Source organism: Methylobacterium sp. J-078 (assembly GCF_022829285.1).
Lineage (GTDB): Bacteria > Pseudomonadota > Alphaproteobacteria > Rhizobiales > Beijerinckiaceae > Methylobacterium.
The window spans coordinates 55,483-78,844 of the sequence record NZ_JAKSYI010000033.1 but is presented as its reverse complement, the minus strand read 5'-3'; the positions used below and the strand labels follow the sequence as shown (position 1 = coordinate 78,844).

At 69.4% G+C, this 23,362-nt stretch carries 15 protein-coding genes; 8 read left to right on the top strand and 7 right to left on the bottom strand.

What is annotated here, in order from left to right:
* Positions 1-308: 308 nt before the first annotated feature.
* Positions 309-692, bottom strand: coding sequence for a hypothetical protein (locus MKK58_RS02785; RefSeq protein WP_243910648.1), 384 nt, complete (start codon positions 690-692; stop codon positions 309-311).
* A gap of 394 nt (positions 693-1,086) precedes the next feature.
* Here MKK58_RS02785 and MKK58_RS02780 point away from each other — a divergent pair, with 394 nt between their 5' ends.
* Together MKK58_RS02780 and MKK58_RS02775 are read left to right on the top strand one after the other, a co-directional pair.
* A complete protein-coding gene (locus tag MKK58_RS02780; protein WP_243910647.1) occupies positions 1,087-1,746 on the top strand; it encodes a transglutaminase-like cysteine peptidase in 660 nt (219 codons plus the stop codon).
* 91 nt (positions 1,747-1,837) lie between these two features.
* Positions 1,838-2,176: a hypothetical protein gene (locus MKK58_RS02775; protein ID WP_243910646.1), complete on the top strand. Its 339-nt coding sequence runs from the start codon at positions 1,838-1,840 to the stop codon at positions 2,174-2,176.
* A gap of 13 nt (positions 2,177-2,189) precedes the next feature.
* Here the strand turns inward: MKK58_RS02775 and MKK58_RS02770 are convergent, their stop codons facing one another.
* The 3 genes from MKK58_RS02770 to MKK58_RS02760 form a co-directional block, all read right to left on the bottom strand.
* Positions 2,190-3,323 (bottom strand): ABC transporter permease, encoded by a 1,134-nt coding sequence (locus MKK58_RS02770; RefSeq protein ID WP_243910645.1) that lies wholly within the window; start codon positions 3,321-3,323, stop codon positions 2,190-2,192.
* 22 nt (positions 3,324-3,345) lie between these two features.
* Entirely contained in the window at positions 3,346-3,786 is a 441-nt protein-coding gene (locus MKK58_RS02765; RefSeq protein ID WP_108035376.1) for a DUF4112 domain-containing protein, read from the bottom strand.
* A gap of 93 nt (positions 3,787-3,879) precedes the next feature.
* Complete coding sequence (locus MKK58_RS02760) at positions 3,880-5,034, bottom strand: aminotransferase (protein WP_243910644.1); 1,155 nt, start codon at positions 5,032-5,034, stop codon at positions 3,880-3,882.
* Positions 5,035-5,717: 683 nt separating this feature from the next.
* On the opposite strand from MKK58_RS02760, the gene MKK58_RS02755 reads away from it, so the two are divergent.
* The 5 genes from MKK58_RS02755 to zwf all read left to right on the top strand — a co-directional run bounded on the left by MKK58_RS02755 (position 5,718) and on the right by zwf (position 17,151).
* Positions 5,718-7,139, top strand: a complete 1,422-nt coding sequence (locus tag MKK58_RS02755) for an MdtA/MuxA family multidrug efflux RND transporter periplasmic adaptor subunit (protein ID WP_243910643.1) — start codon at positions 5,718-5,720, stop codon at positions 7,137-7,139.
* 244 nt (positions 7,140-7,383) lie between these two features.
* The gene (locus tag MKK58_RS02750; protein ID WP_243910642.1) at positions 7,384-10,509 is read left to right on the top strand and encodes an MdtB/MuxB family multidrug efflux RND transporter permease subunit; all 3,126 of its coding nucleotides are present in this window, start codon (positions 7,384-7,386) and stop codon (positions 10,507-10,509) included.
* Complete coding sequence (locus MKK58_RS02745; protein ID WP_243910641.1) at positions 10,506-13,796, top strand: efflux RND transporter permease subunit; 3,291 nt, start codon at positions 10,506-10,508, stop codon at positions 13,794-13,796. Before MKK58_RS02750 ends, MKK58_RS02745 begins: the two co-directional genes overlap by 4 nt.
* Before the next feature lie 140 nt (positions 13,797-13,936).
* Positions 13,937-15,469: an efflux transporter outer membrane subunit gene (locus tag MKK58_RS02740; protein WP_279578193.1), complete on the top strand. Its 1,533-nt coding sequence runs from the start codon at positions 13,937-13,939 to the stop codon at positions 15,467-15,469.
* A gap of 164 nt (positions 15,470-15,633) precedes the next feature.
* Positions 15,634-17,151 carry a glucose-6-phosphate dehydrogenase gene (gene zwf, locus MKK58_RS02735; RefSeq protein WP_243910639.1) on the top strand — a complete coding sequence of 506 codons (1,518 nt, stop codon included), beginning with the start codon at positions 15,634-15,636 and terminating at the stop codon, positions 17,149-17,151.
* On the opposite strand, the gene MKK58_RS02730 is transcribed toward zwf, so the two are convergent.
* The 3 genes from MKK58_RS02730 to MKK58_RS02720 all read right to left on the bottom strand — a co-directional run bounded on the left by MKK58_RS02730 (position 17,131) and on the right by MKK58_RS02720 (position 20,087).
* The gene (locus MKK58_RS02730) at positions 17,131-17,937 is read right to left on the bottom strand and encodes a restriction endonuclease (RefSeq protein WP_243910638.1); all 807 of its coding nucleotides are present in this window, start codon (positions 17,935-17,937) and stop codon (positions 17,131-17,133) included. The genes zwf and MKK58_RS02730 overlap by 21 nt on opposite strands.
* Positions 17,938-18,308: 371 nt before the next feature.
* Positions 18,309-18,833 (bottom strand): MucR family transcriptional regulator, encoded by a 525-nt coding sequence (locus MKK58_RS02725; protein ID WP_409565173.1) that lies wholly within the window; start codon positions 18,831-18,833, stop codon positions 18,309-18,311.
* Between the two features lie 546 nt (positions 18,834-19,379).
* Positions 19,380-20,087 (bottom strand): class II aldolase/adducin family protein, encoded by a 708-nt coding sequence (locus tag MKK58_RS02720; protein ID WP_243910637.1) that lies wholly within the window; start codon positions 20,085-20,087, stop codon positions 19,380-19,382.
* A gap of 146 nt (positions 20,088-20,233) precedes the next feature.
* Here MKK58_RS02720 and MKK58_RS02715 point away from each other — a divergent pair, with 146 nt between their 5' ends.
* On the top strand, positions 20,234-22,855 hold the full coding sequence (locus MKK58_RS02715; protein ID WP_243910636.1) for a bifunctional acetate--CoA ligase family protein/GNAT family N-acetyltransferase: 2,622 nt from the start codon (positions 20,234-20,236) through the stop codon (positions 22,853-22,855).
* Positions 22,856-23,362 lie beyond the last annotated feature (507 nt).

The window sequence follows — 23,362 nt, the reverse complement described above, 5'->3', positions numbered from 1 at the left end:
AACCACACGGATCGATTAGAAACCGCCGGGCGTCCAGGACGCACTTGCCGCACATAGGCGTAGCCGCTGCCACTTCACGCCGACCTCGTCCTAATGGCTTAACGCCGTGGAGAGGATTCTTCACTGCCCTGCCCCGTCCCGGTCCACGGCCGGCCACCTCCCCCGCCGCCGTCGACCTGCAGGCTCCGATCAACCGCTACCCAGCCCAGCACAACCCTACCCCAAAGCCCTTAATCTGGACTAAACCCGCCTCTGCAATCTTCGAAGCCCTCAGCCGAGCTCCTGAACCATCCGTCTGAGTCAGAGCACTAGCGGCAGGGCAACGCGGTCGCGGTGTCGGCGACCAGACCCGCCGTGTCGCGCAGGCTCTCGGGCTGGTTCGGGTCCAGCGACACCGCCTCCGCTTCCCGATGCAGGCGATCGTTGCAGGCACAGGTGGCGATCTGACCGCGCGGGGGCGAGCACCTGTCGTGGTGCATGCAGGCCACGTCCAGGGCATCGATCGGCGGACGCGGGCTCCGGTTTCCGGGGCCGCAGTAATTGCCGTGAATGAGGAAGGTGCCGCGCTCGGTATCGACGAACGGCATCTCCTGGGCTCGAGCTGAGATGGTCAGAGTGCTTGCCAGAAGCGCCGCCAATGCTGTGTTCGTCAGCAGGGCGCGGGCTCCCTGATAGAGCGTGTCGGTATTCATCGTGAAAGCCTCGTCCTCGTGACCCGTCGCGCCCTCGCGAACGAAGATGGTGCAGCTTGGCCAAGTGCCAAGCACCCTATCGTCCCATCGTGATGGTTCCGCGACGACGCCCTGATCAGGCCGTGATCATCCCGCGCGTCGGGCGATCCTGGTCCCGACCGCTCGGGCGCCCCGGGACATCGGGGCGGATCCTGGATGAATCTTCCGGCCGACCGTGTCGGTGTGCCAGCGCAACCCGCCGCTCACGCGCGAGACAATCTCCGGCGATCGCGCGGCCGGAGGCTGCCGCACCCGCGCCATCCACACTGTTAACCTTTTCTTAACCCGCCGATTGCCGTGCAACGTCTGCCATGGGACATTCGTTAACAGAAGCTTAACGGGACCAGCGGCGGTCATGCGGTACGGAATTTCCCAGCGTTTCCCGACCCTCAAGGGCCGTCTCGCCGCCCTCGGCGGGGCCGTGCTCCTCGCAGGCCTCACCCTGGCGCCGGGCGCCGGCGCGCAGACCCTGGCGTCCCTGCCCACGGTGCCGAGCACCATCACGGCCGGTGCGCCGGCCCGGGCGATCGCCGCCTGGGTGGATTTCTGCCAGAGCTACGCCGCCGAATGCGCCGTGGACACCGCCGAGCCGGCGCAGATCACCCTCACCCCCGCCACCTGGAACACCATCGTGTCGGTGAACCGCCGGGTGAACAAGTCCCTGCGGGCCGTCACCGACATGGAGCACCTGAACGTCGCTGACCGCTGGGACCTGGCCGAGGACGGGTCGGGCGACTGCGAGGACTTCCAGCTTCTCAAGCGCAAGTTCCTGGCCGAGGCCGGCCTGCCGCGCCGGGCGATGCGCATGACCGTCGTCATCGACGAGAAGGGCGAGGGCCACGCCGTCCTGACCCTGATCACCGACCGGGGCGACATCGTCCTCGACAACAAGACGAGCGCCGTGCTCCCCTGGCGCCAGACCGGCTACACCTTCATCAAGCGCGAGAGCCAGAGCACGGTCGGCTGGGTCTCCCTCGGCCGCGCCACCTCGCCCGTGACGACCGCCAACCGCTGAGCGTCCCGGAACGGGACTGGGGACAAATGCACGCTTTAAGGCCCAGTTAAGCCTGGCCGCGCGAGGGTGACGGGGTTCGGGAAGCCTCGCCATGACGATCCGCGACCGCGCCTTGCCCGCGCTCTCAGTCCTCTGTCTGATCCTGTTCTCGGGCAGCGCCTCGGCCGAGGGGCAACCGGGCGTGGCGGACCGGCACGTGGCCTGGCGCGCCTGCCTGCACCGGAACTTCGCCCTCCAGGTCGCCCTCTCCAGCCGGGTCATCGCGGCGGATTCGGCCTTGCGGGCCTGCCGCCCGAGCGAGCAGGCCTATCTCGCCGCGCTCTCCACATCACCCTTGGTCGACGGCGACGACGTCGCCCGCGTCCGCCCGGCCCTGATCCTGCGGGCGAAGGGCTGGCTCCTCGACGGCGGTGCCACCCGCCCGCTCTGACGCGCCCCCCGGATCAGCCGAACGACTTGCGCGGGTCGAAGGCGTCGCGCACGGCCTCGCCGGCGAAGACCAGCAGGCTCAACATCACCGCCACCACGAAGAACCCGGTCAGCCCGAGCCAGGGCGCCTGGATGTTGTCCTTGCCCTGGGCCAGGAGCTCGCCCAGCGAGGCCGAGCCTGGAGGCAGACCGAAGCCGAGGAAGTCCAGTGAGGTCAGCGTCCCGATCGACCCGTTGAGGATGAAGGGCAGGAACGTCAGCGTCGCCACCATGGCGTTGGGCAGGAGATGCCGGCTCATGATGCGGATGTTCGACAGGCCCAGGGCCCGGGCGGCGCGCACGTACTCGAAGTTTCGGGCACGCAGGAATTCGGCGCGCACGACGCCCACGAGGGACACCCACGAGAACAGCAGCAGGATGCCCAGCAGCACGAAGAAGCCCGGCTCGATGAAGGCCGAGATGATGATGATGAGGTAGAGGGTCGGGATACCACTCCAGACCTCGATGAAGCGCTGCAGGGCGAGATCGACCCAGCCGCCGAAATAGCCCTGCACCGCCCCGGCGGCGACGCCGATCACCGACGAAATCAGCGCCAGGATCAGCCCGAACAGCACCGAGATGCGAAAGCCGTAGATGATGCGTGCCAGCACGTCGCGGGTGGTGTTGTCGGTCCCGAGCCAGTGCGTCTCCAGCTCGGCGCAGGTCTTGCCCACGTTCTGGCACTGCGCCTCCGTCAGCATCCAGGTCGGCGGAGACGGGGAGGGGGTCGGCAGGCCGTCGATGATGGTGTCGTAGGAATAGGGGATCGGAGGCCAGATCGCCCAGCCGTTGTCGGCGATTTCCTTGCGCGTCTCCGCCGAGCGGTAGTTCGGCCGGGCGTAGAAGCCGCCGAACTTCTCGTCCGGATAGTCGATGACCACCGGGAACAGGATCTCGCCCTTGTAGGAGACCACCAGGGGCCGGTCGTTGGCGATGAACTCGGCGAACAGGCTCGCGACGAACAGGCCCGTGAAGATCAGGAACGACCAGTAGCCGAGCCGGTTACGCCGGAAATTGGCGAGCCGCCGCCGGTTGAGGGGGGACAGGCCGCGATGCGGCGGGGGCAGGGCGACCGCCAGGGCGGTGTCGGGACGCGCGACCTCGTTCATCGGGCGCCCCTCGTGCCGCCGTTCAGCCGTCGATGCGCGTCGCCGTGCCCTCGATCTCGTTGGGGCGCAGGCCGCCGTGGCGCTCGAGATGGCGCCGCAGCAGGCGCACGTTGCGGCGGTTGGCCTTGAAGGCCGCATCGAACAGGTCGCCCGCCAGCGGCACTGCGCCCAGCGCCCCGTCGGCCGCGATGTTCAGGGCCATCCGGGCGATGAGCCAACGCGGCGCCCCGAGCCGGCGCGCCTCCACCACGATGTAGGAAGCCAGCAGCATGCCGGCCACGTCCCCCACCACCGGCACGAGGCCGACCAGCGCGTCGAGACCTACGCGCCGGTTGATGCCCGGGATCACGAAGGCCGAGTCCATCAGGTGCGCGAACGCCTCCAGGCGCAGCAGCGTGGCCTCGCGGTCGTCCGCCTTCGGGCGGAAGCGGGTGGTGGCACCGGCGGTCTGGGTGAAGTCCATGGTCGGGCTCCGGGTGATGCGCGGCGTGATCATGAGCCGGGATGTGGCCCTGGCCGCGTGCGCCCGCAAGCGCCGCCCGCGCGAACCCGCCCATCAGGCCGCCTGCCGCGCGACGGTGGCGAGCCGATCGAGGGCCCGGTCAAGGACGTCGTCGGCCTTGGCGAAGCACAGTCGCACGAGGTGGCGCACGGAGGCGTCGGGGTAGAACGCGCTGATCGGGATCGCCGCGATGCCGTGCCGCCGCACCAGATCGTCACAGAATGCGACGTCGTCGTCGCAGCCCAGCGGCGCGAGGTCGACGTTGAGGAAGTAGGTGCCGTGGGAGGGCAGCACCCGGAAGCCCCGCGCGGCGAGGCCCGTCGCGAGGCGGTCGCGGGAGGCCGCGAAGCGCGCGCGCATGCCGGTGAAGTAGGCGTCGTCCTTGGCCAGCCCGTAGGCCACCGCCTCCTGCAGGGCGGGGGGCGTCGTGAAGGTGAGGAACTGGTGGGCATTGGCCACCACGCGCAGCAGCGCTGGCGCCGCCATCACGAAGCCGACTTTCCAGCCCGTGAGGCCGAAGATCTTGCCGGCCGAGCCGATCTTGACCGTCCGGTCGCGCATGCCGGGCAGCGCCATCAGGGGGATGTGCCGGGCGCCGTCGAAGACGATGTGCTCCCAGACCTCGTCGCAGATCGCCACGACGTCGTGGCGCGTGCAGAAGGACGCCAGAAGCGCCAGGTCCTCGCGGCCGAAGATCGTCGCGCTTGGGTTGAGAGGATTGTTCAGGACCACGAGCTTGGTCCGGTCCGAGAAGGCCTCCGCGAGGGCGTCCGCGTCGAGCCGGAAATGCGGCGGCTGAAGGGGCACGATGCGGGCGACGCCGCCGGCTCGGCGCACCAGCGGCAGGTAGGCGTCGTAGAGGGGCGCGAACAGCACGACCTCGTCGCCCGGCGCGATCAGGGCGAACAGGGCCGCGGCGATGGCCTCGGTGGCCCCCGAGGTGACCATCACCTCCGCCATAGGGTCGAGGTCCAGCCCCTGATGATGCGCGTAATGCGCCGCGATCGCCCGGCGCAGGTTGGGCAGGCCCATCATCGGCGGGTACTGGTTGTCGCCGTGCAGCACCGCCTCGGCGGCCCGGCGCCGGACATCCTCCGGTCCCGGATCGTCGGGGAAGCCCTGGCCCAGGTTGATCGCGCCGAGTTCGCGGGCAAGGCCCGACATCACCGTGAAGATGGTCGTCGGCAGATCGGCGAGGACGGGATTCATGGGGCGCGGGGGCTCGAGGGGTGACGCGGGCTCTGGCCGGGGTGGCGTAGCACGACGCCTCGCGGCCACGAAATGTGCGGCCTCGCACCCGGCCGCGCCGGCCAGGATCGTTGTCGACTGACGATTATTGACAATCATCAGCCATCACGTATTTCTGAGACACGGCTGGAGCGGTGATCGCCAGCGCGGGACTTCGCCCCCTCGTTCCGTTCACGTTGTCACCGCTCCGGTCCGTTCATGAAAAGGCCGTCGCTTCCCCCTGGCGACGGCCTTTTTCGCGTGCGCGCCGAACCGGTTTCCACAGGGGCCGCATCGGGCCGGCACCAGCCGTCCCGGTCCGCGCCCGCCAGCAACACGGGGGAAACCCGAAGGCCCCACTGGAGTCGCATTGGTCCCGCAGGACGAGTGCCATGCCGTGCCGCGTTCCCCTTGTCAGAGCCTCGTTCGTGCGCCTTCGCGCGTGCGAGACGCCGCGCCGCGCGTGCGCCGCGACCGCTTCGACGGGGTGCGACCTCGCTCGATGCTGTCGCTGACCGGTCGGCGGACTTATCTTGAGGACAATGCGGCAAGCCCGGTCGGCAGGGCCGGATGGGGGAGGGACCAGACTCGTTGGTCTCATGTGAGGATGCCGTGAGACATTCCAGCGCGTCACGCCGTTTCCGACACACCGCGATCGTCAGGCCATGAACGAAACCTCGCCCATCCGAACCGAGACCGCGCGGGAATATCCCGGCGCGATTCCGGCCGACACGCGCGCCGCGCCGCCCGTCCGCCGCCGCAGCCGGGCCGGCTTCTGGTTCGTCGTGCTCTTGGTCCTGGCGGGCGCGGGCTATGCCGGCTACCGCTACTATTTCGCGCCGAAATCCGGCACCCAGGTCGCCGCGACGCCCGGGCGCGGCAAGGGCGCGGGCGGCCGCGGCGGGCACGGCGAGCCGCCGCAAGCGGTTGGCATCGCCACGGTCGCGCCGGGCGACGTGCCGATCGTGCTGGCCGGCCTCGGCACCGTGACCCCGCTCGCCACCGTGACGGTGCGCTCGCAGATCAGCGGCTACCTCACCGAGATCGGCTTTCGCGAGGGCCAGACCGTGAAGAAGGGTGATTTCCTCGCCCAGATCGATTCCCGGCCCTACGAGGCCCAGCTCGCCCAGTACCAGGGCCAGCTCATGCGCGACCAGGCGCTGCTGCAGAACTCGAAGCTCGACCTCGCCCGCTTCCAGCGCCTCTCCCAGCAGGATTCGATCTCGAAGCAGAACGTCGACACGCAAGGGGCCCTCGTGAAGCAGAACGAGGGCACGGTGGCGGCCGACCAGGCCCTCGTCGACCAGCAGAAGCTCAACATCACCTACACCCGCATCGTCTCGCCGGTGGAGGGACGCGTGGGCCTGCGCCAGATCGACCAGGGCAACTACATCACCGCCGCCTCCACCAGCATCGTGGTGGTCACGCAGCTCCATCCGATCTCGGTGGTTTTCACCCTGCCGGAGGACGACGTCGCACGGGTGATGCGACGGGTGCGCGCGGGCGCGAAGCTCGCCGTGACGGCCTACGACCGGGGCGACACCAACGCCATCGCCACCGGCGTCCTCGACACGGTGGACAACCAGATCGACACCACCACCGGCACCGTGAAGCTGCGGGCGATCTTCGAGAACCAGGACGACGCGCTGTTCCCGAACCAGTTCGTCAACGCCAAGCTCACCGTCGACACCGTGCGCGCCGCGCCGATCGTCCCGACCGCGGCGATCCTGCGCGGCACGCCGGGCACCTACGTCTACCTCATGCAGGGCGACGACAAGGTCGTGGTCCGCCCGGTCAAGCTCGGCGAGGCGGACGGCCCGCGCACGGTGGTCACCGAGGGCCTGAGCAACGGCGACCGCGTGGTGGTCGACGGCACCGACCGCCTGCGGGACGGCGCGCCGGTGCGTGTCACCGAGGAGGGCGGGAAGGCTGTTCCTGCGCCTGTCCGGGGAGCCGCGGCCGACGGTTCCGCGATGCCCGCGGCGGCGGCCGTCAAGGAGGGGGAGAAGCCCGACGCGGCCAAGGCGGATGCGGTCGCGCCCGAGGGTCAGAAGCGCGAGCGCCGCCGGCAACGGCCCGCCGAGTGATGATACAGGCTCGAATCGCGATGGCCTCTCTGTCACGAAAGTGGAGCGCAAGTCCCCTCTCCCGGAAGGAGAGGGACAGGATGAGGTGTCTGGATTGTCCGGAGATGTCACACACCTCACCCCAACCCTCTCCTTCCAGGAGAGGGAGCCTGTCGCGCGCCTTAGAGGGACGAGGCCTCCTCGCGATGATCGATCCGAGGTGGTCTGGATTTCGAGACGTGCGGCCGAGTGAGTTTCTCGCCCGATGAACCCGTCCCGCCTGTTCATCCTGCGGCCGGTCGCCACCACGCTGTTCATGCTGGCGATCCTGCTCGTCGGCATGGTGTCGTACCTGAACCTGCCGGTCTCGGCCCTGCCGTCGGTGGATTATCCCACGATCCAGATCCAGACCTTCTATCCGGGCGCCAGCCCGGAGGTGATGACCTCGGCGGTGACGGCACCCCTGGAGCGGCAGTTCGGCCAACTCGCCAACCTGAACCAGATGACCTCGCAGAGCTCGGCGGGCGCCTCGGTCATCACCCTGCAGTTCAGCCTGGATCTGCCCCTCGACATCGCCGAGCAGCAGGTCCAGGCCGCGATCAACGCGGCCGGCAACCTCCTGCCCTCCGACCTGCCGGCTCCCCCGATCTACGCCAAGGTCAACCCCGCCGACGCGCCGATCCTGACGCTCGCGCTCACCTCCAAGACCCTGCCGCTGACGGAAGTGCGGGATCTCGCCGAGACGCGGCTGGCGCAGAAGATCTCCCAGGTGGCGGGCGTCGGTCTCGTCAGCACCGGCGGCGGGCAGCGCCCCGCCGTGCGCATCCGCTTCAATGCCCGCGCGCTCGCCGCGTACGGCCTCAACATCGACGACCTGCGCACGACGATCACCAACCTCAACGTCAACACGCCCAAGGGCACCATCGACGGCCCGACGCAGTCCTATTCCATCAATGCCAACGACCAGATCCGCGATCCGAAGGCCTATGACGACGCGATCATCGCCTACAAGAGCGGCGCGCCCGTCCGCCTCTCGGACGTGGCCGACGTGGTCAACGGCCCCGAGAACACCAAGCTCGGCGCCTGGATGGACGAGACGCCGGCCGTCATCCTGAACATCCAGCGCCAACCCGGCGCCAACGTCATCAGCACCGTCGACAAGATCAAGGCGCTGCTGCCCCAGCTCCAGGCGACCCTGCCGGCCGCCATCACGGTGACGGTGCTCACCGACCGCACCACCACCATCCGCGCCTCGGTGCACGACGTGCAGGTGGAGCTGGCGCTGGCCATCGGCCTCGTGGTGCTGGTGATCTTCCTCTTTTTGCGCAGCGTCTCCGCGACCCTGATCCCGAGCCTGTCGGTGCCGCTGTCGCTGATCGGCTCGCTCGCGATCATGGACCTCTACGGCTTCTCCCTCGACAACCTGTCGCTGATGGCGCTCACCATCGCGACCGGCTTCGTGGTCGACGACGCCATCGTGGTCATCGAGAACATCGCCCGGCACGTAGAGGAGGGCGACTCGCCGCTCGAAGCCGCGCTGAAGGGCAGCCGCGAGATCGGCTTCACCATCATCTCGCTCACCGTCTCGCTGATCGCGGTGCTGATCCCGCTCCTGTTCATGGGCGACGTGGTCGGGCGCCTGTTCCACGAATTCGCGATCACGCTCGCGGCCACCATCATCATCTCGGCGGTGGTCTCGCTCACCCTCGTGCCAATGCTGTGCGCGCGCCTGCTGAAGGCCCACGTCCCCGGCAGCGCCGAGCGCCGCGAAGGCTTCATCGCCCGCGCCGCCCGCCGCGGCATGGACGGCATCATCGCGGGCTACGGCCGCATGCTGCGGGTGGTGTTGCGCCACCAGACGCTGACCCTCGTCGTCACCCTCGGCACCATCGCGCTCACCGCCTACCTGTTCGTGGTAATCCCGAAGGGGTTCTTCCCAGTGCAGGACACCGGCGTCATCCAGGGCGTGACCCAGGCCGACCAGACCGTCTCCTACGCCGCCATGGCGGAGCGTCAGCAGAAGCTCGCCGCCATCGTGCTGAAGGACCCGGACGTGCAGAGCCTGTCCTCCTTCATCGGGGTCGACGGCCAGAACGTCACCCTGAATTCCGGCCGCTTCCTCATCAACCTGAAGCCGCATGAGGCGCGCACGGCCCGCGCGCCGGAGATCATCGAGCGGCTGAAGGCGGCCACCACCGGTGTGGCCGGCATCCGCCTCTATTTGCAGTCGGTGCAGGACCTCACCATCGACACGGCGGTGGGCGCGACCCAGTACCAGGTCATCCTCGAGAACCCGAACCTGACGGAGTTCGAGACCTGGGTGCCGCGCTTCGTGCGGGCGCTGCAGGCCTCGCCGCTCCTCATGGATGTCGCGAGCGACCTGCAGGCGAGCGGGCTGGCCGCCTACATCACCATCGACCGGCCGACCGCCGGGCGTTACGGCATCACGCCCGCCACCGTCGACAACGCCCTCTACGACGCCTTCGGCCAGCGCATCATCTCGACGATCTTCACCCAGTCGAACCAGTACCGGGTCATCCTCGAGGCCGATCCGGACCTGCACAAGACGATCGAGAGCCTGGACCACATCTACCTGCCGTCCTCCACGGTCGCCTCGGGCCAGGTCCCGCTCTCGGCGGTGGCCCAGGTCAGCGAGCGGCGCGCGCCGCTGCTCATCAGCCATCTCGGGCAGTTTCCCGCCACCACCGTCTCGTTCAACCTCGCGCCCGGCGCGGCCCTGGGCGATGCCGTCTCGGCGGTGGAGGCGGCACGGCAGTCGATCGACCTGCCGCCGAGCTTCCGTGTCGTGCCGCAGGGCTCGGTCTTCGCCTTCCAGTCGGCGCTCTCCAACCAGCTCTTCCTGGTGCTGGCGGCCATCGTCACGGTCTACATCGTGCTCGGTGTGCTCTACGAGAGCTTCATCCACCCGATCACCATCCTGTCGACCCTGCCGTCCGCCGGGATCGGCGCGCTGATCGGGCTGATGCTGTTCGGGCTCTCCCTCGACATCATCGCGATCATCGGCATCGTGCTCCTCATCGGCATCGTGAAGAAGAACGCGATCATGATGATCGACTTCGCGCTCCAGGCCGAGCGCGAGGAGGGGATGAGCCCCCGCGACGCGATCTATGAGGCCTGCATCCTGCGCTTCCGGCCGATCCTCATGACGACGCTCGCGGCCCTGTTCGCGGCGGTGCCGCTCATCGTCGGCACAGGCGTGGGGTCCGAGCTGCGCCAGCCGCTCGGCATCGTCATCGCGGGGGGCCTCATCGTCAGCCAGGTGCTGACGCTCTTCACCACCCCAGTGATCTACCTCGCCTTCGACCGCCTGGAGCGTCGCCTCTCCGGCCGCCGCGAAGGCGGTGCCGGCAGCGTCGAGGCGCTGCCGTGAACGTCTCCGAGCCGTTCATCCGGCGGCCCGTCGCCACCACGCTGCTCACCATCGGCGTGCTGCTCGCCGGCATCTTCGCCTTCATGAAGCTGCCGGTGGCGCCGCTGCCCCAGGTGGATTTCCCCGTCATCCTGGTCCAGGCGCAGATGGCCGGCGCCTCGCCGGAGACCATGGCGACCACCGTGGCGGCGCCCCTGGAGCGGCGTCTCGGTGCCATCGCCGACGTCACCGAGATGACCTCGACGAGTTCCCTCGGCTCGGTGCGGCTCGTGCTGATGTTCGGCCTGAACCGGGACATCGACGGCGCGGCGCGGGACGTCCAGGCGGCGATCAACGCCGCGCGGGCCGACCTGCCCACGGCGCTCCGCTCGAACCCGACCTACCGGAAGTTCAATCCGGCCGACGCACCGATCCTGATCCTGGGGCTCACTTCCGACACCCTGACGCCGGGCCAGCTCTACGATTCCGCCGCCACCGTGGTGCAGCAGAAGATGTCCCAGCTCCCGGGGGTCGGGAACGTCGACATCGGCGGCTCGTCCCTGCCGGCGGTGCGGGTGGCCCTCGATCCGACCGCCCTGTTCAACTACGGCATCGGCCTGGAGGGCATCCGCGCGGCCCTGGCCTCGGCCAACGCCAATTCGCCGAAAGGGGCCATCGAGACCGAGACGCGCCACTATCAGCTCTATGCCAACGATCAGGGCCGCGTGGCCGCCGATTACCGCGACCTCGTGGTGGCCTATCGGAACGGCGCGGCCGTGCGCCTCACCGATGTGGGCACCATCGAGGATTCGGTGGAGGACCGGCGCAACCTCGGCCTCGTCAACGGCAAGCCGGGCGTGATCCTGTTCATCTACAAGCAGCCGGGCTCGAACGTCGTCGAGACGATCAAGGGGCTCAAGGCCGCGATCCCGCAGGTGAAGGCGGCGCTGCCCGGCGACATCGACCTGACCATCACGGGCGACCGCAGTGCCACCATCCGGGCCTCGCTCGCCGAGACCGAGGAGACGCTGGTCATCGCCGTCGTCCTCGTCATCTTCGTGGTGTTCCTGTTCCTGCGCTCCGGCCGCGCCACCCTGATCCCGGCGGTCGCCGTGCCGATCTCCATCGTCGGCACCTACTCGGCGATGTACCTGCTGGATTACAGCCTCAACATCCTCTCGCTGATGGCGCTGATCATCGCCACAGGCTTCGTCGTCGACGACGCCATCGTGGTGCTGGAGAACATCCAGCGTCACATCGAGAAGGGCAGGCCCCGGGTCGAGGCGGCGCTGCTCGGCTCCCGCGAGGTCGGCTTCACCGTCATCTCCATGAGCCTCTCCCTGGTGGCTGTGTTCCTGCCGATCCTGCTGATGGGCGGCATCGTGGGGCGCCTGTTCCAGGAATTCGCCGTCACTCTGTCGCTGTCGATCCTGATCTCCCTGGTGCTCTCGCTCACCACCACGCCGATGATGTGCGCGCTCTTCCTGCGCCCGGAAGCGCCCCACGGGAGCGCGCGCCCGAACTGGTTCGTGCGGGGCCTGGAGGCCGGGTTCGATCGCATGCTGGCGGGCTACGAGCGCACCCTGCGGGTCGCCATGCGGCACCGGCGGCTCGTGGCCCTCTCGCTGCTGGCGACCGTGGGGCTCAACGTCTACCTCTACGTCATCGTCCCGAAGGGGTTCTTTCCCGAGCAGGATACCGGGCAGATGATGGGCGGCATCCAGGCCGACCAGCGCATCTCGTTCCAGTCGATGAAGCAGAAGCTGGAGCAGGCCACCGCCATCGTGCAGGCCGACCCGGCCGTGGACAGCGTCGTCGGCTTCACCGGCGGGCGGGGCACCAACTCGGCCAACGTCTTCGTCGGCCTCAAACCCCGGGGCGAGCGCGACTCGATCACCGCCGTGATGGCGCGCCTGCGCCCGAAGCTGTCCCGGGTCGCCGGGGCCCGGCTCTACCTGTTCCCGCGCCAGGACCTGCGCATGGGCGGCCGCCAGAGCTTCGCCCAGTACCAGTACACCCTCCAGGGCGACACGGCGGAGGAACTCTACGCCGCCGCGCCGAAGCTGGTGCAGGCCCTGCAGAAGAACCCGGTCTTCGCCGACGTCACCTCGGACCAGCAGGAGGGCGGCCTCGAGAGCCGCCTCGTCATCGACCGGGCCAGCGCCTTCCGCTACGGCCTGACCCCGGACAAGATCGACAACACCCTCTACGACGCCTTCGGCCAGCGTCAGGTTTCGACGATCTACAACCCGCTGAACCAGTACCACGTCGTGATGGAGATCGCCCCGCGCTACCTCCAGAGCCCCGACACCCTGAAGATGCTCTACGTCTCGACCTCGGGCGGCAAGGCGCGGGGCTCGGCCACCACCAACGCGGTCGCGGGCACGGTGGCGGGTGCGGCGGCGGCCACGAGCACGTCCGCGACGGCGGATGCGAACGCCGCCGCCATCGCCACCGATTCGGCCCGCAACGCCGCCGCCAACGCCATCGCGGGGGGCAAGGGCGGCGCCTCGTCGAGCGCGCCGGTGTCGAGCGCCAAGGAGACGATGATCCCGCTCTCGGCCTTCGCCCGCCTGGAGACCGGCAATGCGCCGGTCCAGGTGAGCCACCAGGGCCTGTTCGTCGCCACCACGATCTCGTTCAACCTCGTAGCGGGCAAGAGCCTGTCCGACGCCACCGCCGCCATCGAGGCGGCGATCACGGATCTGCGCCTGCCCGCCACCATCCACGGCGAATTCGCGGGCTCCGCCAAGAGCTTCCAGGAATCCTCCTCGCGCCAGCCGCTGCTGATCCTGGCCGCACTCCTGGCCGTCTACACGATCCTCGGGATCCTCTACGAGAGCTTCGTCCACCCCGTCACGATCCTGTCGACCCTGCCGTCCGCCGGCATCGGCGCCCTGCTGGCGCTCCTCGTCTCGGGCACCGAGTTCACGGTGATCGCGCTGATCGCGGTGTTCCTGCTCATCGGCATCGTCAAGAAGAACGCGATCATGATGATCGACTTCGCCCTCGATGCCGAGCGCACGCGCGGAGCCTCCCCGCAGGAGGCGATCTTCGAGGCCTGCCTCTTGCGCTTCCGTCCGATCATGATGACAACGCTCGCCGCGATGCTCGGCGCCATGCCCCTCATCCTCGCCGGCGGGGAGGGCTCCGAGTTACGGCGGCCCCTCGGCATCGCCATCGTCGGCGGCCTGATCGTGAGCCAGATCCTGACCCTCTACACCACCCCCGTCGTCTACCTGTACCTCGACCGGCTGCGCCGCCGCGCGCCGGCGCCTGCCGGTGCGATTCCGAGCGCCGCCGAATGAGCCGGGATGGTTTGGTGAGCCGGCGCGCACGCGGTCTCCTCGTCTCCCCATGGAGAAGGGCGCTGATGCCTATCGTGGGCACCACGGGTCCCCTCTCCTGGAAGGAGAGGGACAGTGTGAGGTGCGTGACCTTTTCGGAGATGGACCACACCTCACCCCAAACCTCTCCTTCCAGGAGAGGGAGCCCGTCGCATCTCGCCGCCCTCGTCGCCCTCGCGGCGTCGGTCTCCGGCTGCATGGTCGGCCCCGACTATTCCCGTCCCTCCGTGGAGACGCCGCTGGCCTTCAAGGAAGGCGGCACCCGGGAGGACAGCGCGTCTTACGTGGCGAGCCGCAAGGGCTGGCGCCCGGCCGCCCCCAATGACGGGGCCGAGCGCGGCGACTGGTGGCGTGTGTTCCGCGACCCCACCCTCGACCGGCTGATCCGCCTCGTCGACGTCGACAACCAGAGCCTGCGCGCCCAGGTCGCCGCCTACGAGCAGGCGCGCGGCTTCGTCGCCCAGGCCCGCGCCGCCCTGTTCCCGACGGTGACCGGCGCGCCCAGCATCTCGCGGTCCCGCGCCCTCGGCATCGAGCGCACCAACGTCTCCCTCCAGGGCCAGGCGAGCTGGGAACTCGACCTGTTCGGCCGCATCCGCCGCAACATCGAGAGCGAGGTCGCTACCGCGCAGGCCAGCGCCGCCGACCTCGCCCTGGTGCGCCTGACGCTCCAGTCCGAGGTGGCAACCAACTACCTGACCCTGCGCTACCAGGATTCGCTCCAGCGCGTGCTCAACGAGAACATCGAGGGCTACAAGAAGAGCCTGGCGATCACCGAAAACCAGTACAATGCCGGCGTCGCCGCGCGCTCGGACGTCATCACGGCCCAGACTCTGCTCCAGACCACCCAGGCCCAGGCCATCGCCGTCGGCCTCCAGCGCGCCACCTTCGAGCACGCCATCGCGCTCCTCGTCGGGCGGCCGCCCTCCGCCTTGAGCCTGCCGGTGGCGCCGCTCGCCGTGCGGCCGCCCGCTGTCCCGGTCGGCATCCCCTCCGCACTCCTCGAGCGCCGCCCCGACGTCGCGCAGGCCGAGCGCAACGTCCAGGCCCAGAGCGAGCAGATCGGCGTCGCGGTAGCGGCGTTCTATCCCACCGTGACCCTCTCGGCCTCCGGCGGCATCTCGGGCAACCCCGCCAACGGCCTGTTCTCGGCGGTCAACCAGGTCTGGTCGGTGGCGGCCGCGGGCTCCGAGGTGTTCTACGACGGTGGCGCCCGCGCGGCGGCCCTGCGCATCACCCGCGCGGCCTATGACGCCAGCGTGGCCAACTACCGCCAGACCGTGCTCACGGCCTTCTCGGAGGTCGAGAACGGGCTGGCCGGCGTGCGCATCCTGGCCCGCCAGCAGGTGGCCCAGGACGAGGCCGTCGCCTCGGCGCGGCGCGCCGTGGAGATCACCCTGAACGAGTACCGGGCCGGCACCCAGAACTTCACCACGGTGGTCACGGCCCAGGCGCTGGCCCTCAACAACGAGGTCACCGCCCTGCAGATCCGCCTCAACCGTTTCACCACCGCCGTGTCCCTCATCCGGGCGCTCGGCGGCGGCTGGGACGTGCGCAGCCTGCCGAGCGGTGAGGAACTGAAGGAGACCCGGCTGCCGGTGGATTCGGGCCAGGCCGTCCGCACGGACGAATAGGCCGTCCGCACGGACGAATAGCGCCCGCGCCGGTCCCGCCGAGCGGGCTGAGCGAATTCCCGCGATCTGTCACGACCTTGGCCGGAACGACGCCGCACGCCGCAGGTTGACGAGCGGATTTCGCCGGCGTGCTGCGCCGCAACCAACGTTGGAGGTCGTGGGCCATGGACGAGACACCGCCCCCCAAGGCCGCCGCAACGGGCGAGCCCGTCGCAAAGGCGCCGCCCTGTACCCTGGTGATCTTCGGGGCCGGCGGCGACTTGACGAAGCGCCTCCTGATGCCGGCCCTCTACAACCTCGCGTCCGGTGGCCTGCTCGACGACGCGGTCCGCATCATCGGCGTCGACCACAACCCCAACACCGACGAGGGCTGGCGCCAGGCGCTGTCGGACACGATGCAGTCCTTCACCACCGACCGCACCTCCGAATTCCATCCCGACCACATCGACCCCAAGGCCTGGGGCTTCGTCCGCGAGCGCCTGCACTTCCGGCAGGGCGACTTCACCGCCCCCGAGACCTTCTCTGGCCTCGCCGAAGCCCTGTCCGGCAACGTGATCTTCTACCTCGCGGTCTCGGCCCGGTTCTTCGGCCCGATCGTCGATGCCCTCGGGGCTGCGGGTCTCCTGAAGGAAGGCGCGGGGGCCTTCCGCCGTGTCGTCATCGAGAAGCCCTTCGGCAGCGACCTCGACTCCGCGCGGGCGCTGAACACCCGCATCCTGAAGCAGGGCGCCGAGAGCCAGTTCTTCCGCATCGACCACTTCCTCGGCAAGGAGACGGTGCAGAGCATCCTGGCGATCCGCTTCGCCAACGGCCTGCTCGGCCCGGTCTGGCACCGCGACCACATCGACGTCGTCGAGATCACCGCCGCCGAGACCATCGGGGTCGAGGCGCGCGGCGCCTTCTACGAACCCACCGGGGCGCTGCGCGACATGGTGCCGAATCACCTGTTCCAGCTTCTCTGCATGGTGGCGATGGAGGCGCCCGAGACCCTGGATGCCGAGGCCGTGCGCGACGCGAAGGCCCGCCTGATCCAGGCGGTGCGCCCCGTCTCCACGGCGGATGCGGTGCGCGGCCAGTACGCGGCCGGCGCGGAGCACGGCCACGCGGTGCCCGCCTACCGCGCCGAGCCGAACGTCGCCGCGGATTCGCGCACCGAGACCTACGTCGCCCTGAAGCTCGCCATCGACAACGACCGCTGGCGCGGCGTTCCATTCTACCTGCGCACCGGCAAGCGCATGACCGGCCGGGTCACCGAGATCGCTCTCCACGTCAAGGCACCGGCCCCGTCGCCCTTCGCCGAGGCCGGCAACACCGTGGCGCCCGACATGCTGCGCTTCCGGATCGACCCCGAGCAGGGCCTCGACATCGCCATGAACGCCAAGCGGCCGGGGCCGCGCATGGATCTCGGCCGGGTCACCGCCGCCTTCGACTACGGCGACTTCTTCCGCGAGACGCCCAGCGTCGGCTACGAGACCCTGCTCTACGATTGCATGATCGGCGACGCGACCCTGTTCCAGCGGGCCGACAGCATCGAGGCGGCCTGGGCCGCCGTCGATCCCGTGATTAAGGCCTCGGCCGACGCGGACCCGGAACTCTACTCTGCCGGCAGTGACGGTCCGGCCGGTGCAGAGGCGCTGCTGGCCCGGCAGGGGCATCGCTGGCTACCGCTCGACCAGCGCTGACCCCTTGGCGCCACGCCCCGTCCGGCGCGCCTCGACCCGGCGGACGGGACGAAGCGCCGCCAGATCGTCGTGGTGGAGCAGCAGCACCCCGGCGGCGGCGGCGAGCTTGCGCGCGGCCGGCGTGAAGCCGGCATTCGAGACGACCGCCGCCATGTCGCCCGACCAGTAAGGCATCGCTGCCGCGATCTCCTGGACCGCCCCGTTGCCCACCGGCTTCGCGTAGCGCTTGCACTGGACGACGAGGCGGACGCCGCCCTGCTCGGCGACGATGTCGGCGCCCTGGTCGCCGCTGGCCCGGGTCGCCCGCGCCTGCCAGCCGGCCTCGCGCAGCTGCGCGGCGCAGTAGCGCTCGTAGGCGATCCCGTCCTCGGGCGCCTCGCTCTCGTCGGGCAGGTCCACGCTGGCCGCGACCGCCTCGATGATCCCGAGGATGTCCTCCCACAGGTCGTCCTCGATCTCGACCTGTCCGTGTGCTTCGAGAAGCGGGACCACGCTGCGCTCGGCGAAATAGGCGCGCTCGCGCTCCCACCCGTCCTCGATCAGGTTCCCGTAGGCATCGACGAAGCATTCCTGGCGCCGCCGCAACGCGAGGGTGCGGGCATGGCGCCGGGCCACCCGGCGGACCAGCCGCCGGATGCGGCGAGGCCGGTCGAGCTGGTGAAGCAGGAGGGCGGCGAGGGTGAGGCCGGTGGCCGCGGCGGCCGGCGAACCGAACCAGAAGGCGAGGCCTCCCCCGATCACGCTCGTCCAGAACAGGCGCGCCACGAGGCGCGATGTCTCCGTCATGCGGTGGCCCAATCCCCGAAGGCGCCGTCCGCGCCTGTCGCGGGCGGCGTGCTCTTCGGAACCGTGCCATCCGAGCGTTGCACGATCTCTAACAAGGGCGTGCCGCATTTCTGGGAGGGGCGCGCTCCTCGCCTCACCGACCGTCGGTGCGCTTCGCTGTGGGTGCGCCTGCCCGGGCGGGTCGGCGCTGCGCGCCGGAGATCAGCAGAGCGTGGTGCTCCGCCGCGACCACAATTCCGAAGTCCCCGACTGCCCCGGCACGGGCATCGGATGACCTGTGGACAACAGGAAAACGAAGGCCGGAGCGGACAGCTCCGGCCTTCGTCGCGGCACCCTTGCGGGTGAGGCGTGGGGCGGCTCGACGACCCGTCTCAGGCCTGGGCGGCGACCTTGGGACGGCGGCCGCGCGGTGCCGGCACCTTCGCCTCGGTCTCGGTGGCGGGGGCGCTGTCCTGCTTACGGCGCTGCTGACCGAGACCCATGTTCTTGGCGAGTTCCGAGCGCGCGGCGGCGTAGTTCGGGGCCACCATGGGATAGTCGCTCGAGAGGTTCCACTTCGTGCGATACTGCTCGGGGGTCATGTCGTAGCGCGTCCGCAGGTGGCGCTTCAGCGACTTGAACTTCTTCCCGTCCTCCAGGCAGACGATGTAGTCCGGCGTGATCGAGCGCTTGACCGAAACGGCGGGCGTCAGCGGCTCCGGCTTCTCCTCCACTACCGACTGGTTGAGCTTGCCCAGGGTCGTGTGGACCGAGCTGATCAGCGCCGGAAGATCCGCGATCGGAACCGAGTTGTTGCTCACGAATGCCGCGACGATGTCTGCTGCCAGCTCAATGAAGTCCGGAGTCATTTCATTGTCTGAATTCATTCTATGCCCCTGGTGGTCGATGAAATTCATGGCGGCTGTCCGGGCGGAGAACCCTTCAAGCAGTCGGCCTGTGAGTTCAAGGTCGTGACTTACTGCCTACTATGATGTTGCAAGCAAGAGCGCAAGAGGACGGCAGTGTTTCGGTTCTGTCAGAGGTCGCGTAACAAGAGTGATCCAAAAAGTTTCAAATGATTCATGATCGTTCTGGAAAGGCAGCCATGAACTCGCGGGTTTTTCGCGAACTTCGCCAGAGGAGTGTGGCGTCCTCGCATTTAATGATAGGAAGCTGATCTGATAAACAGGTTTTATGTCTTAAATTGAACGAAAAGAGCTTACGGATGAGCGGGAAGCGTTCAGAGGCAAAAGGCCGGAGAACGAACGTCGCCCTCTGGGGGCGTGCCGAGAGATCTGACCTTTCGCGGATCAAAAATACAAAGTGCGATCACTTGACGGCGTGAGGGCCTTCGATTCCCGAAAGGATTTCCTCACGTTTTCCAAAGGCGGTGTCGCCGGAAAACCACTTAGGCGCCGGGTCGCGCCGGTCTTCGTGGGAGCCGGGGCGTCGGAACATGATGTTTAAGCCGAGGTCGATCGCTCTGAGTTGTTGGTGCGCTCTCGCGGCCCGTAGGACTTGAAGCGTTCCACCGTCCGCCAGATCTCGTCGTCGCTGAGGATCACGGGAGCGCCGACTTGCAGGGCGGCGGCGTATTGGCGGCAGAGTGCTTCCATCTCGACGGCGAGCCAGAGTGCCTTCGTCAGGTTGGTTCCGGCCGCGATCATGCCGTGATTGGCCAGCAGGCAGCCGGCCCTGTCTTCCAGGGCGGCGAGGGCGGCGTCGGAGAGTTCCTGGCTGCCGTAGGGCGCGTAGGGCGCGCAGCGGATGGTCGGGCCCCCGGCCGCCGCGATCATGTAGTGGACCGCCGGGATCGCGCGGTTGCAGATGGCGAACGCCGTGCAATGGGTCGGGTGGGCGTGGACGATCGCCCCGAATTCGGACCGTGCGAACAGGATGTCACGATGGAAGCGCCATTCCGACGATGGGGCGAGGGCATGGCTGAAGGTGCCGTCCCAGGACATCGCGACGATGTCCTCGGGGCGCAACCGCTCGGCGGGGATGCCCGACGGGGTGACGAGGAAGCCGTCGCCGAACCGTGCCGAGACGTTGCCCGAGGTGCCCTGGCTCAGGCCGAGGCCGATGAGGTCCCGCATCGCCGCGACGATGCTGGCGCGGACGGATGCCTCGGAGCGCGCGCCGGGATCTTGCGGGGAAACGGTCTCGGGCATGTGGATCTCCGGGGGGAAGCCCTGCATCGGGCGCTCGACCGCTCTATAACATCGTGCGACGCAACATCCCCGTCCCGGGCTCCGACCCGGACGTTCCGTGAGGGTCTGCGGATCCGGGATCATCGATTCATGAGGCTGTCCGTCCGATGAGCACGTACCGCTTCGAGGCGCTGACCGCCCCGCGCGCCATCGCCCTCGCGGGGCTCGATGACGGACCCGACGGCCTCGCCGCGGCGGCCCTGGCAAACCTCGAGCGCGGCGGGTTTCCGAACCCGATCCGCTGCATGGGGGCCGGCGCCGGCCGTTTCGCGGATTTCGCCGACCTGCCGGAGGCGCCGGACCTCGTCGTCCTGGCCACCGGGGCCGGCGCGATCCCCGGTCACGTCGCCGCGGCGGGCCGAAGGGGCGCGGCCGCCGCGGTTATCCTCACGCCGGACGTCGGCGACGACCTGTGCGAAGCCGCCCGCGCCGAGGCGCGCCGCACCGGCCTGCGCCTGCTCGGACCGGGCAGCATCGGCCTTTCGGTTCCCGGGGCCCATCTCGACGCCAGCCTGCTCGCCCTCCCGCCGAAGGCCGGCGACATCGCCCTCGTCTCGCAATCCGGCACCGTGGCGGCCGGGATCGTGGCCTGGGCGGCCCGGCGCCATGTCGGCTTCTCGGCGGTGATGTCCCTCGGGATCGCCTGCGACATCGATGTCGCCGATTGCCTCGATCACTTCGCCGCCGACATCCGAACCCGCGCGATCCTGCTCTCCCTCGACGTGGTGACGGATGCGCGCAAGTTCATGTCGGCGGCCCGCGCCGCTGCCCGGGCCAAGCCGGTCGTCATCCTGCGCGCGGGGCGCCATCGGGCGGCGCCCCGCCAGATCACGACCCATACGGGCGCCCTGGCGCGGCCCGACGCCGTCTACGAGGCGGCCTTCCGCCGGGCGGGCCTCCTGTCCGTCGACAGCCTCGATGCGATGTTCTCCGCCGTGGAGACCCTGGGCCGGCAGCGGCCCTTCCCGGGCCATCGCCTGGCGATCCTCGGTAACGGGCGCGGCATCGGCGCCCTGGCCGCCGACCGCCTCGCCGACCGGGGCGGGACGCTGGCGGCCGCCGGCACCCTCGGCAATCCCGTCGATCTCGGCGTCGCCGCCGGCCCCGAGGCCTATGCGGCGGCCCTCGCGCCCCTCCTGGCCGATCCGGGCAACGACGCGGTCCTGGTCGTGCACGTGCCGACCGCCCGCTCGGACAGCACCGAGGTCGCCGCCGCGATCGCCGACACCGTCACGCGGGTACGCCGGGGCGGGTCGCGCAAGAAGCCGGTCTTCGCGGTGACGATCGGCGAGGAGGCCGGGGCCGCGAGCCGCCTCGCGGAGGCCGGCATCCCGCGTTTTCCCACCGATTCCGACGCGGTCGAGGGCTTCCTGCACCTCGTGCGCTACCGCGAGGCGCAGGACGACCTCATGCGCACGCCGGATTCGCTGCCCCGCGGCTTCTCGCCGGACGTGGAGACCGCCCGCGCCATCGTGGCCCGGGCGCTGGCCAACGGCCAGACTTGGCTCGACCCCCTGGCGGTGTCGGAGCTGCTGGCCGCCTACCGCATCGACAGCGTGCCCCTGACGCTCGCCCCCGACATCGACGCGGCGGCCACCGCCGCCTGGAGCATCATCGCCGGCGGCGGCACGGTCGCCCTCAAGATCGTCTCGCCGGACATCGTGCACAAATCCGACGTCGGCGGCGTGCGCCTGGACCTCACCAGCGAGGCCGACGTCCGGGCGGCGGCCGCCGACATCATCGCCCGGACCCGGCGCCTCGCGCCGGAGGCGCGCATCATGGGCTTTGCCGTCCAGCCGATGATCCGCCGCGGCAAGCAGCGCGAACTCATCGCGGGCCTCGCCGAGGACCCGACCTTCGGCCCCGTGGTGGTGTTCGGGCGGGGGGGCACGGCGGTCGAGGTCATCGACGACCGGGCGCTGGGCCTGCCGCCCCTCGACCTCCGGCTCGCCTCCGAACTCATCGACCGCACCCGCGTCGCCCGAAGGCTGGCCGCCTATCGCGACGTGCCCGCCGTGGACCGACACGCGGTGGCTCTGGTGCTGGTGAAGCTCGCGCAACTCGCCGCCGACTGCCCGGAGGTGCGCGAGCTCGACATCAACCCCCTGCTCGCCGACGAGCGCGGCGCCCTCGCCCTCGACGCCCGCGTGATGGTGGCGCCCGAGGCGGCGGGCCGGCGGTCGCGCGGAGCCTACCATCCGCGCTTCGCCATCCGGCCCTACCCGGTGGAGTGGGAGCGCCGGCTGACCCTGAAGGGCGAGACCGTGACGGTGCGCCCGGTACGGCCCGAGGACGAGGCCCTGTTCCTCACCTTCTTCCAGTCGGTCAGCGCGGAGGACCTGCGCCTGCGCTTCTTCGCGCCGGTGCGCGACTTCAACCACGCGTTCCTGGCCAAGCTCACGCAGCTCGACTACGCCCGCGCCATCGCCTTCGTGGCGATCGACGCGGGCAGTGGCCTCATGCTCGGCGCCGTACGCCTGCACGCGGACGCCAATCACGAGAGCGGGGAATACGCCATCCTCATCCGCGGCGACCGCAAGGGCACCGGCCTCGGCCTCGCCCTGATGAGCCTGATGATCGACTGGGCCCGGATCGAGGGGCTGTCGCGGGTGGAGGGCACGGTGTTGCGCGAGAACCGGCCGATGCTCGCCGTCTGCCGGCAGCTCGGCTTCACCACCCGCCCCGACAAGGAGGATGGCGGCGTGGTGAAGGTGTCGCTCACCCTCTAGGCGGATCGGTTCGGGCTTCTGAACGGTCGGGTTGCGTCGGGATCTCGAAAGTCGGCGCTCGAGACCTCGACCGGCCACGGTTTTACGCTTCCGGGCACGAGGCGTGCGGATGCGAGCGCCCTGGCCCGGATGACCCCAGACCCAACCGTCGGCGCGGACCGGGCGGTGGTTCGGCGGCGCGCGGGTCGCCGATGATCGTACCGGCGGTTCAGGCGCCGATGCACTTCACCATGTCGAGGATGTCACTGACGCCGGCGCGGCTGGTCCCGTGGAGCTGAGCCGACCTGGGCGCTGACTTGCTCGACGGTGAGGCCCGCCCTGCGACGTTTGAGCAAATTGGAATGATCGCCGCCGAGGTCGGGGAGGTGATGCCCACACGATGCTTCATGCGATCACGTCAGCAGAACCAATCCGAACCCGACTTCATTCGCAAGTATTTCGAAATTACGACCGGTGCTCCGGCTCGCCCTGCCCATCAAGATCGACGGTATACGACCCTCGAATTCC

What these genes read in the sequence shown, in the direction of transcription:
- MKK58_RS02785 (WP_243910648.1), bottom strand. Translation starts at nt 692, where the DNA reads ATGAATACCGACACGCTCTATCAGGGAGCCCGCGCCCTGCTGACGAAC.
- MKK58_RS02780 (WP_243910647.1), top strand. Translation starts at nt 1,087, where the DNA reads ATGCGGTACGGAATTTCCCAGCGTTTCCCGACCCTCAAGGGCCGTCTC.
- MKK58_RS02775 (WP_243910646.1), top strand. Translation starts at nt 1,838, where the DNA reads ATGACGATCCGCGACCGCGCCTTGCCCGCGCTCTCAGTCCTCTGTCTG.
- MKK58_RS02770 (WP_243910645.1), bottom strand. Translation starts at nt 3,323, where the DNA reads ATGAACGAGGTCGCGCGTCCCGACACCGCCCTGGCGGTCGCCCTGCCC.
- MKK58_RS02765 (WP_108035376.1), bottom strand. Translation starts at nt 3,786, where the DNA reads ATGGACTTCACCCAGACCGCCGGTGCCACCACCCGCTTCCGCCCGAAG.
- MKK58_RS02760 (WP_243910644.1), bottom strand. Translation starts at nt 5,034, where the DNA reads ATGAATCCCGTCCTCGCCGATCTGCCGACGACCATCTTCACGGTGATG.
- MKK58_RS02755 (WP_243910643.1), top strand. Translation starts at nt 5,718, where the DNA reads ATGAACGAAACCTCGCCCATCCGAACCGAGACCGCGCGGGAATATCCC.
- MKK58_RS02750 (WP_243910642.1), top strand. Translation starts at nt 7,384, where the DNA reads ATGAACCCGTCCCGCCTGTTCATCCTGCGGCCGGTCGCCACCACGCTG.
- MKK58_RS02740 (WP_279578193.1), top strand. Translation starts at nt 13,937, where the DNA reads ATGGACCACACCTCACCCCAAACCTCTCCTTCCAGGAGAGGGAGCCCG.
- zwf (WP_243910639.1), top strand. Translation starts at nt 15,634, where the DNA reads ATGGACGAGACACCGCCCCCCAAGGCCGCCGCAACGGGCGAGCCCGTC.
- MKK58_RS02730 (WP_243910638.1), bottom strand. Translation starts at nt 17,937, where the DNA reads ATGACGGAGACATCGCGCCTCGTGGCGCGCCTGTTCTGGACGAGCGTG.
- MKK58_RS02725 (WP_409565173.1), bottom strand. Translation starts at nt 18,833, where the DNA reads ATGAATTTCATCGACCACCAGGGGCATAGAATGAATTCAGACAATGAA.
- MKK58_RS02720 (WP_243910637.1), bottom strand. Translation starts at nt 20,087, where the DNA reads ATGCCCGAGACCGTTTCCCCGCAAGATCCCGGCGCGCGCTCCGAGGCA.
- MKK58_RS02715 (WP_243910636.1), top strand. Translation starts at nt 20,234, where the DNA reads ATGAGCACGTACCGCTTCGAGGCGCTGACCGCCCCGCGCGCCATCGCC.